14 protein-coding genes are annotated in these 16,002 nt (G+C 57.6%); 8 read left to right on the top strand and 6 right to left on the bottom strand.

Going from position 1 to position 16,002, the window contains the following annotated elements; translation table 11 throughout:
- Positions 1 to 5: 5 nt before the first annotated feature.
- From ACERJC_RS07040 to ACERJC_RS07030, 3 genes are read right to left on the bottom strand one after another with little or no spacing between them, the layout of a single operon-like run.
- Complete coding sequence (locus ACERJC_RS07040; RefSeq protein ID WP_152404578.1) at positions 6 to 134, bottom strand: DUF2474 domain-containing protein; 129 nt, start codon at positions 132 to 134, stop codon at positions 6 to 8.
- Complete coding sequence (gene cydB / locus ACERJC_RS07035) at positions 134 to 1,144, bottom strand: cytochrome d ubiquinol oxidase subunit II (protein WP_373671346.1); 1,011 nt, start codon at positions 1,142 to 1,144, stop codon at positions 134 to 136. Before cydB ends, ACERJC_RS07040 begins: the two co-directional genes overlap by 1 nt.
- Positions 1,144 to 2,547, bottom strand: coding sequence for a cytochrome ubiquinol oxidase subunit I (locus ACERJC_RS07030; protein ID WP_178825646.1), 1,404 nt, complete (start codon positions 2,545 to 2,547; stop codon positions 1,144 to 1,146). Before ACERJC_RS07030 ends, cydB begins: the two co-directional genes overlap by 1 nt.
- Positions 2,548 to 2,717: 170 nt before the next feature.
- Here ACERJC_RS07030 and ACERJC_RS07025 point away from each other — a divergent pair, with 170 nt between their 5' ends.
- From ACERJC_RS07025 to ACERJC_RS06995, 7 genes are all read left to right on the top strand, one after another.
- Complete coding sequence (locus ACERJC_RS07025; RefSeq protein WP_152404585.1) at positions 2,718 to 4,127, top strand: aminotransferase-like domain-containing protein; 1,410 nt, start codon at positions 2,718 to 2,720, stop codon at positions 4,125 to 4,127.
- A gap of 324 nt (positions 4,128 to 4,451) precedes the next feature.
- Complete coding sequence (gene ydcS / locus ACERJC_RS07020; protein WP_286633313.1) at positions 4,452 to 5,597, top strand: putative ABC transporter substrate-binding protein YdcS; 1,146 nt, start codon at positions 4,452 to 4,454, stop codon at positions 5,595 to 5,597.
- Positions 5,598 to 5,614: 17 nt separating this feature from the next.
- Positions 5,615 to 6,628 (top strand): ABC transporter ATP-binding protein, encoded by a 1,014-nt coding sequence (locus ACERJC_RS07015; RefSeq protein ID WP_373671345.1) that lies wholly within the window; start codon positions 5,615 to 5,617, stop codon positions 6,626 to 6,628.
- Positions 6,629 to 7,573: an ABC transporter permease gene (locus ACERJC_RS07010; protein ID WP_152404591.1), complete on the top strand. Its 945-nt coding sequence runs from the start codon at positions 6,629 to 6,631 to the stop codon at positions 7,571 to 7,573. It abuts the gene before it with no gap.
- Entirely contained in the window at positions 7,563 to 8,369 is an 807-nt protein-coding gene (locus ACERJC_RS07005) for an ABC transporter permease (RefSeq protein ID WP_286633309.1), read from the top strand. The genes ACERJC_RS07010 and ACERJC_RS07005 overlap by 11 nt, the downstream gene beginning before the upstream one ends.
- Positions 8,370 to 8,390: 21 nt before the next feature.
- Positions 8,391 to 9,815: an aminobutyraldehyde dehydrogenase gene (gene patD, locus ACERJC_RS07000; protein ID WP_371894838.1), complete on the top strand. Its 1,425-nt coding sequence runs from the start codon at positions 8,391 to 8,393 to the stop codon at positions 9,813 to 9,815.
- 128 nt (positions 9,816 to 9,943) lie between these two features.
- Positions 9,944 to 10,255, top strand: coding sequence for a hypothetical protein (locus ACERJC_RS06995; protein WP_373671344.1), 312 nt, complete (start codon positions 9,944 to 9,946; stop codon positions 10,253 to 10,255).
- A 122-nt stretch (positions 10,256 to 10,377) separates the two neighbouring features.
- Here ACERJC_RS06995 and yncL read toward each other — a convergent pair whose 3' ends face one another.
- Entirely contained in the window at positions 10,378 to 10,473 is a 96-nt protein-coding gene (gene yncL, locus ACERJC_RS06990) for a stress response membrane protein YncL (protein WP_071820580.1), read from the bottom strand.
- A 193-nt stretch (positions 10,474 to 10,666) separates the two neighbouring features.
- On the opposite strand from yncL, the gene ortT reads away from it, so the two are divergent.
- On the top strand, positions 10,667 to 10,840 hold the full coding sequence (gene ortT, locus ACERJC_RS06985) for an orphan toxin OrtT (RefSeq protein ID WP_042318948.1): 174 nt from the start codon (positions 10,667 to 10,669) through the stop codon (positions 10,838 to 10,840).
- 33 nt (positions 10,841 to 10,873) lie between these two features.
- On the opposite strand, the gene ACERJC_RS06980 is transcribed toward ortT, so the two are convergent.
- Both ACERJC_RS06980 and ACERJC_RS06975 read right to left on the bottom strand, forming a co-directional pair.
- Positions 10,874 to 13,024: a virulence factor SrfC family protein gene (locus ACERJC_RS06980; protein ID WP_373671343.1), complete on the bottom strand. Its 2,151-nt coding sequence runs from the start codon at positions 13,022 to 13,024 to the stop codon at positions 10,874 to 10,876.
- Positions 13,021 to 16,002 carry a virulence factor SrfB gene (locus ACERJC_RS06975; RefSeq protein ID WP_373671342.1) on the bottom strand — a complete coding sequence of 994 codons (2,982 nt, stop codon included), beginning with the start codon at positions 16,000 to 16,002 and terminating at the stop codon, positions 13,021 to 13,023. Before ACERJC_RS06975 ends, ACERJC_RS06980 begins: the two co-directional genes overlap by 4 nt.

Here is a 16,002-nt window from a genome sequence, read left to right as displayed (position 1 = left end):
TAAACTTAATGCGATTTAAATCCTGCCGCCGTCATGATCAGGCGAAAGAACATGCCCACGGCAGCCAGCGCCAGCACGCTGCCGCCCCACAAAATCACCAGCCACATCAGGCGGTTCCAGACAGATTGTTGCATCAGTGATACCCCTCGCCATGTTGAACTTTGCCACGGAATACGTAGTAACTCCAGAAGGTGTAAACCAGAATAATGGGAATGATCAGTAACGCGCCGACCAGCATAAAGCCCTGACTCTGCGCGGGCGCAGCAGCCTGCCAGAGAGTAATGGAGGGCGGAATGATGTACGGCCAGATGCTGATCCCCAACCCGCTGAAACCGAGGAAAACCAGACCAAGGGTCAACACAAAGGGCAGCGCGTGGCTGTCTTGCTGGTTAAGCGTTCGCCATAACCAGAAGCCAATCACCGCAACCAGCAGCGGAACCGGCAGCAGGAACCACAGATTCGGCAGCGTAAACCAGCGTTCAGCGATCGCTGGGTGCGCCAGTGGCGTCCACAGGCTGATGAGCGCGATGACCAACAGCATCGCCAGCAAGAGTTTTTTCGCGACGGTGCGCATCTTATCCTGCAAGGGGTTCTCGCTTTTCATCACCAGCCAGGTGGCACCCAACAACGCATAAGCGACGACCAGACCAACGCCACAGAACAGGGTGAAAGGGGTGAACCAGTCAAACGGGCCGCCGCTGAAACGGCGACCGGTGACGGCAAAACCGTTAATCACCGCACCCACCACCACGCCCTGGGTGAACGTCGCCAGCATCGAACCGCAGAGAAACGCTTTATCCCAGAACGGACGATGGGCTGGCGTGGCTTTGAAGCGAAATTCAAAGGCGACGCCGCGAAAAATCAATCCGATGAGCATCAGCGTCAGCGGGATCGTGAGCGCGTCAATAATCACCGCATAGGCCAGCGGAAACGCGCCGAACAGCCCGGCACCCCCGAGGACCAGCCAGGTTTCATTGCCATCCCAGACCGGGGCGACGCTGTTAACCATCACGTCGCGATCGTCGGCATCGCGGATAACGGGAAACAAAATGCCAATACCCAGGTCGAATCCATCCATCACGATGTACATCAGCGTGGCGAAGACGATGATGACGAACCAGATTACCGATAAATCAATACCCATTAGCGGTGTGCCTCATGTTGAGAGTCGAGGACGGCGGCAGACAGCGGCCGGGCTGGCGTGCCGGTGGGCGGCGTCGGAGCAATCGTCTCCTGTGGCCCCTTGCGGATGAGGCGGATCATGTAGCTATAACCCACGCCAAAGACTGAGCTGTAGACGACAAAGAACGCCAGCAGAGAAAGACTCATGTGTAGATCGCCATGTGCGGAGACCGCATCCGCAGTACGTTGTAGCCCGTAAACCACCCACGGCTGGCGACCGACCTCCGTCGTGACCCAGCCCGCCAGAATGGCTATCAATCCTGACGGTCCCATCCATAAAGCAAAGCGCAGGAACGGTCGTGAGGTATAAAGACGCTGTCGGTAGCGTAACCACAGGGCACAAACACCGAGCAGGATCATTAACATCCCCAGACCCGCCATGATGCGAAACGACCAGAACACCATCGTGGCGTTGGGGCGATCCTCTTTGGCAAACTCTTTCAGCGCCGGGACCTGTTTATCCAGACTGTGGGTCAGGATCAGGCTGCCCAGCGCCGGGATCGCCAGCCCATAGCGGGTACGTTCTTGTTCCATATCCGGCCAGCCGACGAGCAGCAGCGGGGTGGGTTCCCCCGGCGGATTTTCCCAGTGGCCCTCAATGGCGGCGATTTTGGCGGGCTGATGTTTGAGGGTATTCAGGCCGTGCATGTCGCCAATGAGCGCCTGAAGCGGTGCGACAATCAGCGTCATCCACAGCGCCATCGAAAACATGGCGCGGATAGCAGGAGTCGTGTTTCCGCGCAGCAAATGCCAGGCCGCTGAGGCCCCGACAAACAATGCGCTGCTGAGAAACGCCGCCACCGACATGTGTAGCAAGCGGTAGGGGAACGACGGGTTGAAAATGACGGCGAACCAGTCCACCGGCACGACCTGGCCGTTGACTATCTCATAGCCCTGTGGCGTCTGCATCCAGCTGTTGGAGGCAAGGATCCAGAAGGTGGAGATAATCGTACCCAGTGCCACCATGCAGGTGGAGAAAAAATGTAATCCAGGACCAACCTTGTTCCAGCCAAACAGCATCACGCCGAGGAATCCGGCCTCAAGGAAGAACGCCGTGAGCACCTCGTAGGTCAGCAATGGCCCGGTGATACTGCCGGCGAACTCGGAAAACCCGCTCCAGTTGGTGCCAAACTGGTAGGCCATCACCAGACCGGATACCACGCCCATACCAAAGTTAACGGCGAAAATTTTCGACCAGAACTGGTAGAGCGAGCGCCAGACGGGATTTTTGCTTTTCAGCCAAAGCCCTTCCAGCACCGCAAGGTAGCTGGCAAGACCAATGGTGATCGCCGGAAAAATAATGTGGAAGGAAACCGTAAAGGCGAACTGGATCCTTGCCAGATGAAACGCATCAAGACCGAACATGCAGAGCTCCGCACTAAAAATTGATTCAGCGCAATTTTAAGTCTTTGATGATTTCAGTATCAGAAACAGTAAGGGCTTTTAAAACCATAACAGTTACCAGAGCGTTGAGTATTTTACTCACTGATATACACTGTGCGGGTCCACATGTTTTGACCCGCGAGATAATAACGATGAAAAAATACCAGCGTCTGGCTGAACAACTCTGCGAGCAGATTGCCTCTGGCGTCTGGCAACCTGGCGACCGTTTACCGTCACTGCGTGAGCAGGTGGTCAGTAGCGGGATGAGTTTTATGACCGTCGGACATGCCTATCAGCTGCTGGAAAGTCAGGGACGGATTATTGCGCGTCCCCAGTCCGGTTATTATGTCGCGCCACGTCCGGTTAGCCAGCCCGAGGTGCAACCGGTCCAGGTGATGTGCGACGAAGCGGTAGATATCAACACCTATATCTTCGAGATGCTACAGGCCAGTCGGGATGCGTCGGTGATGCCGTTTGCCTCGGCCTTTCCCGATCCGCGTTTATTCCCCCTACAGCAACTGAACCGTTCTCTGGCGCAGGTGAGCAGGACCGCAACCGCGATGAGCGTGATTGAAAACCTGCCGCCGGGGAACGCAGAGCTGCGTCACGCCATTGCCCGCCGTTATGCCTTACAGGGTATTACCGTCTCGCCCGATGAGATAGTCATTACCGCCGGAGCGCTGGAGGCGCTTAACCTGAGCCTGCAGGCGGTGACAGAACCGGGCGACTGGGTGATTGTCGAAAACCCCTGTTTCTATGGCGCGTTGCAGGCGCTGGAGCGGCTGCGGCTTAAAGCGTTGTCGGTGGCTACGGACGTGAAGGAGGGGATCGACCTCGCGGCGCTGGAGCTGGCGCTGCAGGAGTACCCGGTCAAAGCCTGCTGGCTCATGACCAACAGCCAGAATCCGCTCGGCGTGACCCTCAGCCCGGAGAAAAAGGCGCGTCTGGTTGAGATACTCGATCGCCATAATGTGATGTTGATTGAAGATGATGTCTACAGCGAACTCTACTTTGGTCGGGAGAAACCGCTGCCCGCCAAAGCGTGGGATCGGGGCGACAAGGTGCTGCACTGCTCGTCATTCTCTAAGTGTCTGGTGCCGGGTTTTCGCATCGGTTGGGTAGCCGCCGGCAAACATGCCCGTCAGATCCAGCGATTACAACTGATGAGTACGCTCTCCACCAGTTCGCCGATGCAGCTGGCACTGGTCGATTATCTCTCTACGCGCCGGTATGACGCCCATCTTCGCCGCCTGCGCCGTCAACTGGCGGAGCGCAAACAGCAGGCCTGGCAAACGCTGCTGCGTCATCTTCCGGCGGAAGTAAAAATACATCATAACAACAGCGGTTATTTTCTCTGGCTTGAACTACCGGAATCGCTGGACGCGGGTGAGCTGACCACACAGGCGCTGGCCCACCATATCAGCATCGCGCCGGGGAAAATGTTCTCGACCTCAGACACCTGGAAGCGCTTTTTCCGCTTCAATACCGCATGGAATTGGGGAGAGCGCGAAGAAGACGCGGTGAAACAATTGGGGCAACTCATTCGCGCTCAGATGAAATAAAACACGCGCGCTATTCAATATAAAAGAATGGCGCGTTCTTATTTATAAAATATCAGCAAGAACCGTACGACTTTATTTCCCGCCGATCATCATAGGAAATATCAATAGCTTTTGTTTTTCCACCTCCTCAGCTAACCCCTTGTCTATACTCCAGAAGATAGCCGCTCAGTGCCGGCGTACGGGGCGTAATGCGCGTTATGTCACAACCTGATTAAATTTCCTCGTGCCGGGAGGTGCGCTGACGGCGCGCCGACTATTTTTAGGAAAGGACATATATTTACGGCAAGGCTGCCGCTCAATATTTTGCGACAGGAGTAAGACCTTATGAGCAAGAAATTTGCCCGCAGCAGCCTGTGCGCGCTCAGTATGACGCTGATGACCGCGCACGCCGCCGAACCGCCCACCGCGTTAGGTCAGGCTGAAGGCCGCCTGGATATTATCGCCTGGCCGGGCTATATCGAACGGGGTCAGACCGATAAACAGTACGACTGGGTGACACAATTCGAAAAAGAGACCGGCTGTGCGGTAAACGTCAAAACGGCGGCGACGTCGGATGAGATGGTCAGCCTGATGGCGAAAGGCGGTTACGATCTGGTGACGGCCTCTGGCGATGCCTCTCTGCGCCTGATCATGGGTAAACGCGTGCAGCCAATCAACACGGCGCTCATCCCTAACTGGAAAACCGTCGATCCCCGGGTGGTCAAAGGCGACTGGTTCAACGTGGCGGGCAAAGTCTACGGCACGCCGTATCAGTGGGGACCGAACCTGCTGATGTACAACACGCAAACTTTCCCGACGCCGCCGGATAGCTGGAACGTGGTGTTCGTTGAACAAAACCTGCCGGATGGAAAAAGCAACAAAGGCCGCGTGCAGGCCTATGACGGACCGATTTACATTGCCGACGCGGCGCTGTTTGTGAAAGCCACCCAGCCGCAACTGGGGATTTCGGATCCGTATCAACTTACCGAAGCGCAGTATCAGGCGGTACTGAAAGTACTGCGCGCGCAGCAACCGTTGATCCACCGTTACTGGCACGACACCACCGTACAAATGAGCGATTTCAAAAATGAGGGCGTCGTGGCGTCCAGCGCCTGGCCGTATCAGGCGAACGCGCTGAAGGGTGAAGGGCAGCACATTGGTACAGTGTTCCCGAAAGAAGGGGTCACCGGCTGGGCGGATACCACCATGCTGCACAGCGAAGCAAAACACCCGGTTTGCGCCTACAAGTGGATGAACTGGTCGTTGACGCCAAAAGTTCAGGGTGATGTGGCGGCCTGGTTTGGATCGCTGCCGGTCGTCACCGAAGGCTGCAAAGCCAGTACGCTGCTGGGCGACAAAGGCTGTGAAACCAACGGCTACCGCTATTTTGACAAAATCGCCTTCTGGAAAACGCCTGTCGCTGAAGGTGGTAAATTCGTGCCGTACAGTCGCTGGACGCAGGATTACATCGCCATCATGGGCGGTCGTTAACGTCACTGGGGTGATTTATGACGTACGCAGTGGAGTTTGACAACGTCTCGCGTCTGTACGGTGACGTGCGGGCGGTCGATGGCGTCAGTATTGCGATTAAAGACGGTGAGTTTTTCTCCATGCTGGGGCCCTCCGGCTCCGGCAAAACCACCTGCCTGCGCCTGATTGCCGGATTCGAACAGCTTTCTGGCGGTTCGATTGCCATCTTTGGCAAGCCAGCCAGCGATTTACCGCCCTGGGAGCGGGATGTGAATACCGTGTTTCAGGACTACGCGCTGTTTCCACACATGTCGATTCTCGACAATGTCGCCTATGGCCTGATGGTCAAAGGCGTTAATAAGAAGCAGCGTCAGGCCCAGGCCCGCGAGGCGCTGGAAAAGGTGGCGCTGGGGTTTACCTTCGAACGCAAACCGTCACAGCTCTCAGGCGGTCAGCGTCAGCGGGTCGCCATCGCCAGGGCGCTGGTCAACGAACCGCGCGTGCTGCTGCTGGATGAACCGCTTGGTGCACTGGATCTGAAACTGCGCGAGCAGATGCAACTGGAACTGAAAAAGCTCCAGCAGTCGCTGGGGATTACGTTCATCTTCGTGACGCACGATCAGGGCGAAGCGCTGTCGATGTCCGATCGCGTGGCGGTGTTTAACAACGGCCGCATTGAGCAGGTGGATTCGCCGCGCGAGCTCTACATGCGTCCGCGCACGCCGTTTGTTGCGGGTTTCGTCGGAACATCGAACGTCTTTGATCCCGCGATGGCCTCAAACGTCTGCGGGATGACGGGCAGCTTCTCGCTGCGCCCGGAGCATATCCGGCTCAATACTCCCGGAGAGATCCAGGTGCAGGGGGTGATTCAGGCCGTGCAGTATCAGGGGGCCGCCACCCGTTTTGAGCTCAGGCTTGCTGGCGGCGAAAAGCTGCTGGTCAGTCAGGCCAATCAGACGGGAGAACCGTTTGCGACTCTGCTCGCGCCCGGTCAGCAGGTGATGGTGTCATGGCCGCGCGAGGTCATGGTGCCGCTGATCGAGGAGAGGTGAATGGCAATGAATGTGCTCTCTACGCCCTCGCGGCCCGGCGGTCTGAGTAAACTCACCGGCTTTTTCTGGCGTCATCCCGGTCTGGGGCTGTTTTTGCTGCTGCTTGGCCCGCTGATGTGGTTTGGCATTGTCTACTTCGGCTCGCTGCTGACGCTGCTGTGGCAGGGGTTTTACACCTTCGACGACTTTACCATGTCGGTGACGCCGGATCTGACGCTCGCCAATCTTCGCGCGCTGTTTAACCCCGCCAACTACGACATCATCTTACGCACGCTGACGATGGCGATTGCGGTGACAATAGCCAGCGCAATTCTGGCGTTTCCGATGGCGTGGTACATGGCGCGCTATACCTCTGGCAAGATGAAAGCGTTCTTCTATATTGCGGTCATGTTGCCGATGTGGGCGAGTTACATCGTCAAGGCCTACGCCTGGACGTTGCTGCTGGCGAAAGATGGTGTGGCGCAGTGGTTCCTGGTTCATCTTGGCGTAGAACCTCTGCTGACCAGCCTGCTGACGCTGCCGGCCGTAGGGGGAAACACGCTCTCGACGTCGGGATTAGGGCGCTTTATGGTGTTCGTCTACATCTGGCTGCCGTTTATGATCCTGCCGGTTCAGGCCGCGCTGGAGCGGTTGCCACCGTCGCTGTTACAGGCGTCCGCCGATCTGGGGGCTCGTCCACGTCAGACCTTCCGCTATGTGGTTCTGCCGCTGGCGATCCCCGGCATCGCCGCCGGTTCTATCTTCACCTTCTCGCTGACGCTGGGGGATTTTATCGTGCCGCAGCTCGTGGGGCCGCCGGGCTATTTTATCGGCAACATGGTCTATTCCCAACAGGGTGCGATTGGCAACATGCCGATGGCGGCGGCGTTTACGCTGGTGCCAATTGTGCTGATAGCCCTTTATCTGGCGTTCGTGAAACGTCTGGGAGCGTTCGATGCACTCTGAGCGCGCACCGTTTTTCCTCAAACTGGCGGCCTGGGGCGGGGTGGTTTTCCTGCACTTCCCGATTCTTATCATCGCAGCCTATGCGTTTAATACCGAAGATGCCGCCTTTAGCTTTCCACCGCAGGGGCTGACGCTACGCTGGTTCAGCGTTGCCGCGCAGCGCAGCGATATTCTGGATGCTGTGACGTTGTCACTAAAAATCGCGGCGTTGTCGACGGCGATTGCGCTGGTGCTCGGTACGCTTGCCGCTGCGGCGCTCTGGCGGCGTGATTTCTTCGGTAAAAACGCTATCTCATTATTGCTGCTGTTACCGATAGCCCTGCCGGGGATCGTCACCGGTCTGGCGCTACTGACCGCGTTTAAGACGGTCAATCTCGAACCGGGTTTTTTCACCATCGTCGTCGGTCATGCGACGTTCTGTGTGGTGGTGGTCTTTAACAACGTGATAGCCCGCTTTCGTCGTACCGCCTGGAGCCTGGTGGAGGCCTCTATGGATCTCGGCGCCAACGGCTGGCAGACCTTTCGCTACGTGGTGCTGCCGAATCTGGGATCGGCGCTGCTGGCCGGGGGAATGCTGGCGTTCGCGCTGTCTTTCGATGAAATCATCGTCACAACCTTTACTGCCGGTCACGAACGGACGCTGCCGCTGTGGTTGCTCAATCAGTTAGGGCGACCGCGCGACGTGCCGGTGACGAACGTCGTGGCACTGCTGGTCATGCTGGTCACAACCATTCCGATTCTGGGGGCCTGGTGGCTCACGCGTGAAGGCGACAGCCTCGCCGGAAACGGTAAATAAACAACGATATGGGAAAATGCTATGCAACATCAATTACTGATTAACGGCGAGCTGGTCAATGGTGAAGGTGAGAAACAGCCCGTCTATAACCCCGCCACCGGCGAGGTGCTGCTGGAAATTGCAGAAGCGTCTCCCGCTCAGGTGGATGCGGCCGTTCTCGCCGCCGATCGTGCGTTTAGCGAATGGGGACAGACGACCCCAAAAGCGCGCAGTGAACTGCTGCTGAAACTGGCAGACGTTATTGAACAGAATGCGCAGGTCTTTGCCGAACTGGAATCACGCAACTGCGGCAAGCCGCTGCATTGTGCGCTCAATGATGAGATCCCGGCGATTGTCGATGTCTTTCGCTTTTTCGCCGGTGCAGCACGTTGTCTGAACGGTCTGGCGGCGGGGGAATATCTGGAAGGTCATACCTCGATGATTCGTCGCGATCCGGTCGGCGTTGTCGCCTCCATCGCGCCGTGGAACTATCCTCTGATGATGGCGGCGTGGAAACTGGCCCCCGCGCTGGCGGCCGGTAACTGCGTGGTGATCAAACCGTCGGAAATCACACCGCTGACCGCGCTGAAACTGGCGGAATACGCCAAAGATATCTTCCCGCCGGGCGTGCTCAACGTACTGTTTGGCAGAGGCAAAACGGTCGGCGATCCGCTGACCGGGCACAAGAAAGTGCGCATGGTCTCCTTAACCGGTTCGATTGCTACCGGCGAGCACATCATCAGCCACACGGCGCCGTCGATTAAGCGCACGCACATGGAACTGGGGGGGAAAGCGCCGGTGATTGTGTTCGACGACGCTGACGTGGATGCGGTGGTGGAAGGGGTGCGCACCTTCGGTTTCTACAATGCCGGTCAGGACTGTACCGCCGCCTGTCGTATTTACGCGCAGAAGGGCGTTTACGACGCGCTGGTTGAGAAACTCGGTGCCGCAGTGGCCAGCCTGAAGACCGGCGCGCCGGAGGAGGAATCGACTGAACTGGGCCCGTTGAGCTCACTGGCGCATCTGGAGCGCGTCACCAAAGCCGTTGAAGATGCCAAAGCGCTGGGACATATCAACGTGGTTACCGGTGGGAAAAGAGTCGAAGGGCCGGGTTACTACTTTGCCCCGACGCTGCTGGCAGGGGCTAAGCAGGAGGATGCGATCGTCCAGCGAGAAGTGTTCGGTCCGGTGGTCAGCGTGACGGTCTTCGAGGAGGAAGAACAGGTGCTGGAATGGGCCAATGATTCGCAATATGGCCTCGCCTCATCGGTCTGGACGCGTGATGTCGGACGCGCGCATCGGGTCAGTGCGCGTCTGCAATACGGCTGCACCTGGGTTAATACCCATTTCATGCTGGTGAGCGAAATGCCGCACGGCGGGCAGAAACTGTCTGGTTATGGTAAAGACATGTCACTGTATGGACTGGAGGACTACACCGTGATCCGTCATGTCATGGTGAAACACTGACCGACCATGTCCGTGATAAGCCGTAAGCCCTGCCGCCGTGCAGGGCTTTTTGTTGTCAATACTCAGGGGCAAAAGAGTATGGTATGGTGAATAATCATTCATAAAAAATGCATTTAAATGGAGTGGGTATGATTGTTAGAACGTGGCATGGCTGTGTACCCGTGCAGCATGGCGATGGATTTGCAGTACATTTAGAATTGACCGGCGTTAAGCATTCCCAAAGCATTCAGGGGAATGCAGGGGCATTTGTACGCCGGGAGCGGCAAGGGGAATGGGAACACTTCTTCCTCGCCACGTACTGGCACAATCTGGCGGCAATTAAAGCTTTTGCCGGCGAAGATTATCACGTCGCGGTGACCTATCCCGATGACGAACAGTTTGCGTTGCTTTCCGATCCGTATGTGTTCCAGTTTGAGGTCAACGAGCAGGTGCCGCTCTGATGTCATCCCGAATGAGTAAACATTAGGGATCATTTACGCTATCGCGGGGAAGTGAGAGGATCGTCGACCGAAGGCAGAGAGGATTCTCCTCTCTGCCCGTCTGCGCCGCAAGCACTCAAAATTTAGATAAACCAGCCAAATCTCAATGAGATAAGAGCAAAAAGACCAACAGCAGCAAAGAGATTTATCAACACCACGGTTCTACTGGAAACATTCATATTTGCCACCCTGTGTTAGTGCCCCTTTGTATATAGTTCGCTGTCTCGCGATCCGCAATAGTACAAACCAGGGACTTAACGTAAGCGGTCATAAAAAGCGGCAAAATGATTGACCAAAAGTGATAAAACTTGATGTGCATCAAAAAATGGAGCATATTGCGCGCGTTTTATTCTTCTGGCCGGATGCCCTTAAATGTCTTTGTACCAAAAAATGTTGATGTTCTATGCGGTAATGGCCGCGATTGCCTTTCTGATCACCTGGTTCCTCTCGCATGATAAAAAACGCATCCGCTTTCTGAGTGCCTTTCTGGTCGGGGCCACCTGGCCAATGAGTTTTCCTGTCGCTCTGTTGTTTTCGCTGTTTTGAGTCGACTCAGCCGGTGTCCATCCCGGCTGAACCTCAGGCCGTTGTCAGCAACGCGCTCAGCGCCTTTCGGTCTGCTTCAGTCACATCCTGCGGATGCTGATACCCCTTGTTTTCCGTTGCCCGCGTATACAGCGCAACCAGCCAGTCATAGACATAGCGGCTGGCGGCGTGTACCGGTTGCTCTTCCAGTTGTGTTAGTCGCGCCATCGGCTGGCGTTTGACCGCGCTGAAAATTGCCGTCCCTTTGACGATCCGACTGGCGGGGCGTTCTGCCTCAGCCACGTCGGCATAGCCAAGCCAGGCAATAAAATTGGCGATACAGGCGTGCAACTGGGCAGCGCAGACCTCTTCACGCTGCAATATCTGTTGCAGTTGCTGCGGCAGTTGCAGGCGGTAGCTGGCGATCGCCAGAATGTCGACGACCTGACGCAGCGCAGCGGGCGTCAAACCTAAACGTTTCGCCTGACCATCATCGCGACTCCACTGGCGAATGTGGTTGAGCCACATGCGGTGCGCCTGATAGCCCGTCTCTTTGTTCTCTGCCTGTTGCGGCGCGTCACGGACGTCCGCGAAAAGGTCAATGGCGTCATTGAACAAGCCGCTGACCTGTTCTTCGCGCGGTTGCGGGCGACGGAGCAGAGTTTCAAATTGTTGTACCGCCGGTAACAGGCCGTCGAGCAGATCGCCGTGATGCGCCGCCTGCTGTTGTAACTGGCGGACCACCGCTTCCGCGCTGGGCGCTTCGGCAGGTTGCGCCAGCATCAGTTCACGAACATGCTGTAGATGCTGCTCGCTCAGCGCCTGCAGCCGCGCCTGACGCTGGGGCGTTGACGTGGCTTGCGACAGCCATTCAGTCAACCGCAGCAGACTGTGTTTATCCAGCGCCTGTAGAGTGCCCCAGTGCTGGCCCGGTTTTCCCATCAGATGCTGGACCGCTTCGTCCAGATTCTGCTGCGTGGTAAATCGCGCATCCTGCGGCGTAATCGCCCACACCACGCCAGGCATCGCGGTTTCGCGCGTCGGCTGCGTGTCGTGCACCCAGTTGAGCAACGTTCTGGCCGAAGACGGCGTCTGCGTGCGGGTGGCGGTGGCATTGCAGACAACCAGTACATCGGGCTGAAGCTGCTGTCGGTAATGCTCCAGCAACCAGCCCAGTTTAGCCTGCCAGAGCGGTTGCGGATGGTTGAGCGGCGCGAGCGGAATATCCAGCAGATCGACGCCATCCAGTACGCTATCTTCCACACTCAGCACCAGTTCGCGCGTCAACAGGGCCAGCGACGCCTGGGCCAGACTGACGGCGTTAAGTCGCTTCTCATCCACAACGGGATGGACGACCACATCGCTTTGCGCCTCCTGCGAGGCGAGAAATTCCTGAGTGATAAAGCTTTCGGAGGGTAAACCAAACTGATCGACCAGCAGGCTCAGCGGCGCGGCGACTTCGCTGGCATGACCGGTCTGCTGCAGGACCTGTGCCAGTTCCAGCCACTGCTGCGTCAGCTCCGGTTGTTCACCCCACAACAGCGACCAGGCGCTGGCACGGGTTGAGAGATCGACCGTCGGCAGCAGCAGGGCAAACTGCTGCCACAGCGCGTCATCAATCTGCTGTTGCGATGCGGGGAGACAACGCTGCCAGAAGCGGGCAATGGTCGCCACTTCCTGCGCCGTCACGCCCTGAACGGGATGTAGCTGACGTAGCGACTGCCACTTCTCGATGCGCGATTCGATAATCGCTTTTTCCACCTGCCGGTACGCTGGCTGGGCACAGGCCTGGGCGATGAATATCTGCACCAGTTCTGCTTCTGTTATCAGCCGCAGGCGCAGCGGCCACTCGTCGTCGGACAGGTTAGCCTGGCGCGTGAAGCGCAGTGCCATGTTGGTTGGCGCGTGTCCGGGGTTGAGATGACTGAAATAGTCGAAGCTGCGATCCGGCGTAATGACATTGACCTTACCGTTGTCGCTGCTGCACAGCGCGGCAAGGAGATGCGCTTTCGCCGCCTGCGAATAGCCGTAAAGCCCAATGCTGGCGCGCTCATGTCGGGCGGCATTGAGGGCGGATTCCGTGGCGGCTGCGCCGTTGAGTTGTGCCAGCAGGGCGTCTGCTTCATCATCCAGCGTCATGGCGTGCTGACGGGTGCGGTTAACCCACGCGATCGCGGCCTGAGTGGTATTCAACATCTTGCTCATTTCAGGTACACGCTCCCGCTGTCAATCCAGTAATGGCTGCCGCTGTGTCGGCGATCGGCCAGGGTATTCAATTTTAAGGTCAGGGCATTTGCCGCCACGGCCGTGCCGTCCTGTAGCCAGGCGTCACTCAGCACAAATGACTCGGGTCCGCTCTCTTTGTTGCCGCCGCGCAGTTGCAGACGCACATTTAACACACCGTCGCCGGCGATATTCTTCGCCAGATCGGCAGAGTTAATGCTCAGCGTATACAGCGGCGTTGCGGGCCAGCGACTGTTCGCCAGTTGGCGGAAACCGAGAGTAACGTTGCCGCGCAGCGGGAAGTGCAGGCGGGTGTCGAGTTTCGCACCGGGTTTATCGAGATCAATATCCTGATACCAGACGTTTTCCTCACGCAGCGTGTTCACCGTATTGTCGAGCACCCCGAGGTAGCGCACGGTTGAGTAAGCGCCAATATCGGCGGCTTTAAAGTTAAAGCGCGGCAGGCGCAGATCCAGCGCCAGGCTGCACAGCATCGCCCCCACGGCGGCGGTGGATTTCGGATTGCCAATGCGCCCCTGCTGACTGAACGGATACCACTCATGGACGCGGTAGTTGTCCATCCACACCATGCGGTTGACCGGAACCGGCTGCAGATGACGGATCAGCGCCTGAACCGCCGGGATACAGGTCGGTCTGCCGGTGACCAGCAGAACATCACAGCAATAATGCGAAATGGCTTCACAGACCGCATGCAGCGGAGAGGTCAGGGTAAACTGGCCTGCCAGCATCGCCTCCTGCAACTGGCTGAACTGAACCTGCAACGGAACGCTAAAGAGATCAAACGTCGGTGAACCTGACGGCAGCGCGTGGTCGATCGCCTGCTGAATGTAGTTCAGTACGTTGCGGGTCGGACGATGGTTCAGCAGATCGCCAAAGGTGGCGTGCAGTCCGGCCAGCGGATCGTTGATGTCGCTCTTTTCCCACGCAGAGAGCACCGCGTGACCGAGTGGCATAAAGAGCTGTAGCGCCGTCTGTTGCCGTAAAACGGCCTGGGTATCGATGCGTCCGGAATCGCCAAACAGCGTGGCGAGCAGGGCGGCGGCATCGGTGACTCCCGCCTGCTGCAGTCGGGTTTGCAGGGCGGGCAAAATGCATTTCTGGATAATGTCCAACAGCATGTCATCGCCCGCGACCTTGAAACCCTCGCGGAACAGCAGATGCGGCGTGATTTTCACATTGGCGCCGACGCCATCGTCCAGTTGATAGTGGACAATCGCCATGTCGGTGGTGCCGCCGCCGATATCAATCGAGGCCACGCGCAACGCCCGGCCTTTCGCCTCTCCGGGTTCCGGCAGACGATCCGGGCGGGCAAGGGCGTTGAAGAATGCTTCGCTGCGACCGGCATAGTGGGAAATGGCTTCGTTGTACAGCCAGACTAACTGACCGCAACTGGCTTCGTCCCACTCCATCTGAATTTCAGGGACTGGAACCACACTTTTTTCCTGCTGTTTACGCGTGCTGAAATCCTCATCCTGCGGGTGCCAGCCCATTGCTTTCCAGACAATGGCTATCGCTTCGAACATGCGCAGACGGAAAATTTCGCGTTCCTGCTTGGGCATCGCCGACGGGAGCGTGAGGATCAGCGAGCGCAGTTGACGCGGCGATGCCGGAAAGCCCAGACGCAGACGGGTCGCGACGCTGTTGATTTGTCCCAGCGCCTGGGCGAGGATCTCGCACAGCATATGGGTCATCAGCGTACTGCGGCTGTACTGGGGCGAAAACACCGGCAGGCGGTCATCCTGGGGCAGTGAATAGAGCGGCTGACCGTCATCGTTCATCAGGTTCATCAGTGGAAAGGCGGTGGCTAACGGTTCGCGTTGCGTTTTACTGTTCATCTGGCTGAAGCGCCAGTCATGCAGCACCGGCGTTTCATCCCACAGATAGCGGCGCGGGCTGGAAATACCGCTGTTACCGTCCGTTCCCGTGCGCTGCATTGCCAGCTTACGCGCTTCGTCACCGACCCGTACAATCGACGGCCAGATGAAGGCATCTTCACGTCCGCTTTCCACGGAGAAATGCTGTTTGCCAAAGCGGGCTTCTGAAAATTCAAGACGACTGGTGAACAGCGGATCGTTGAGATACTGCGGTTCGCTCAGCGATCGGACCTGCAGTTCCGCCGTCTGACGCAGTCCGTCATTGGCGTCGCCATGATCTTCAATCAATACACCGCAGGTATGGGTGTTACCGACATCCAGAATCAAATCGACCGGGATCGCCGGGGTACTGAGGGTGTGGGTCACCAGTTTGACTTCCGGTACGGCAAGCTGTTCCCCCAGTAGCGCCAGCAGGTTCAGCCAGTGCGCCTGATACTCAAAGTTGCGCAGTGCCAGGCTGATAGCCTGTTCAGTACGGTTTTCCTGCTGGCTGACGTGGTTGAGAAACGCCTCGCGCAGCCAGCCGTCAATCCAGGTCTGATCGAGAAAATCCGCTATTTCATCGTCGCGCCAGGCCAGGGCAAAGCGGGTGCCGTTCAGCAGATCGTTTTCGCCGGGCGCGAGCGCGGCGGGCGCATTCTCGCTTAACTGGCTATCGAGCGCGAGGGTGACGCGGTGGGTATTACCCGCGCTGTCGGGTTCGGCAAGTTTGCGTACCTGAACGCGCGCCCAGTTGTCAGGCCCTTCAACGAAGGTGCGCGGCGGATTAAAGCGCAGGAACGGCAGCGGCAGCCAGATGCCGTCGAGGACATCCAGGGAATAATGCAGCGTTTGCGTACTTTCCGGTTTCACCACTTCCGGCTGCGAGCCTGACCGCGCAGGCAGGGTATAGCGATCGTTTGCCAGATCGTAATCCAGTCGCAGCAGGGGGCCATTGGCCGTTTTACGCACGAAACGACCATGATGCGCAGATTCCTGCGGCGTCAGCCCAAAGTCGAGAAACTGAACGCCGCTGTTTGCGATGAGCGTGACGCTCTGTTTGTAATCACACAGATTCACCAGCAT

Origin of the sequence: Citrobacter telavivensis (assembly GCF_041807075.1) — a bacterium.
GTDB lineage: Bacteria > Pseudomonadota > Gammaproteobacteria > Enterobacterales > Enterobacteriaceae > Citrobacter_A > Citrobacter_A telavivensis.
The sequence above is the reverse complement of the archived record's forward strand: the minus strand, read 5'-3'. Positions and strand labels throughout refer to the sequence as shown.

Bases quoted from the DNA above. Each gene is read 5' to 3' on its own strand.
- ydcS (WP_286633313.1), top strand. From the start codon at position 4,452: ATGAGCAAGAAATTTGCCCGCAGCAGCCTGTGCGCGCTCAGTATGACG.
- ACERJC_RS07015 (WP_373671345.1), top strand. From the start codon at position 5,615: ATGACGTACGCAGTGGAGTTTGACAACGTCTCGCGTCTGTACGGTGAC.
- ACERJC_RS07025 (WP_152404585.1), top strand. From the start codon at position 2,718: ATGAAAAAATACCAGCGTCTGGCTGAACAACTCTGCGAGCAGATTGCC.
- ortT (WP_042318948.1), top strand. From the start codon at position 10,667: ATGTCTTTGTACCAAAAAATGTTGATGTTCTATGCGGTAATGGCCGCG.
- ACERJC_RS06975 (WP_373671342.1), bottom strand. From the start codon at position 16,002: ATGCTGGTGAATCTGTGTGATTACAAACAGAGCGTCACGCTCATCGCA.
- ACERJC_RS07040 (WP_152404578.1), bottom strand. From the start codon at position 134: ATGCAACAATCTGTCTGGAACCGCCTGATGTGGCTGGTGATTTTGTGG.
- ACERJC_RS06980 (WP_373671343.1), bottom strand. From the start codon at position 13,024: ATGAGCAAGATGTTGAATACCACTCAGGCCGCGATCGCGTGGGTTAAC.
- cydB (WP_373671346.1), bottom strand. From the start codon at position 1,144: ATGGGTATTGATTTATCGGTAATCTGGTTCGTCATCATCGTCTTCGCC.
- ACERJC_RS07005 (WP_286633309.1), top strand. From the start codon at position 7,563: ATGCACTCTGAGCGCGCACCGTTTTTCCTCAAACTGGCGGCCTGGGGC.
- ACERJC_RS07010 (WP_152404591.1), top strand. From the start codon at position 6,629: ATGGCAATGAATGTGCTCTCTACGCCCTCGCGGCCCGGCGGTCTGAGT.
- yncL (WP_071820580.1), bottom strand. From the start codon at position 10,473: ATGAATGTTTCCAGTAGAACCGTGGTGTTGATAAATCTCTTTGCTGCT.
- ACERJC_RS07030 (WP_178825646.1), bottom strand. From the start codon at position 2,547: ATGTTCGGTCTTGATGCGTTTCATCTGGCAAGGATCCAGTTCGCCTTT.
- ACERJC_RS06995 (WP_373671344.1), top strand. From the start codon at position 9,944: ATGATTGTTAGAACGTGGCATGGCTGTGTACCCGTGCAGCATGGCGAT.
- patD (WP_371894838.1), top strand. From the start codon at position 8,391: ATGCAACATCAATTACTGATTAACGGCGAGCTGGTCAATGGTGAAGGT.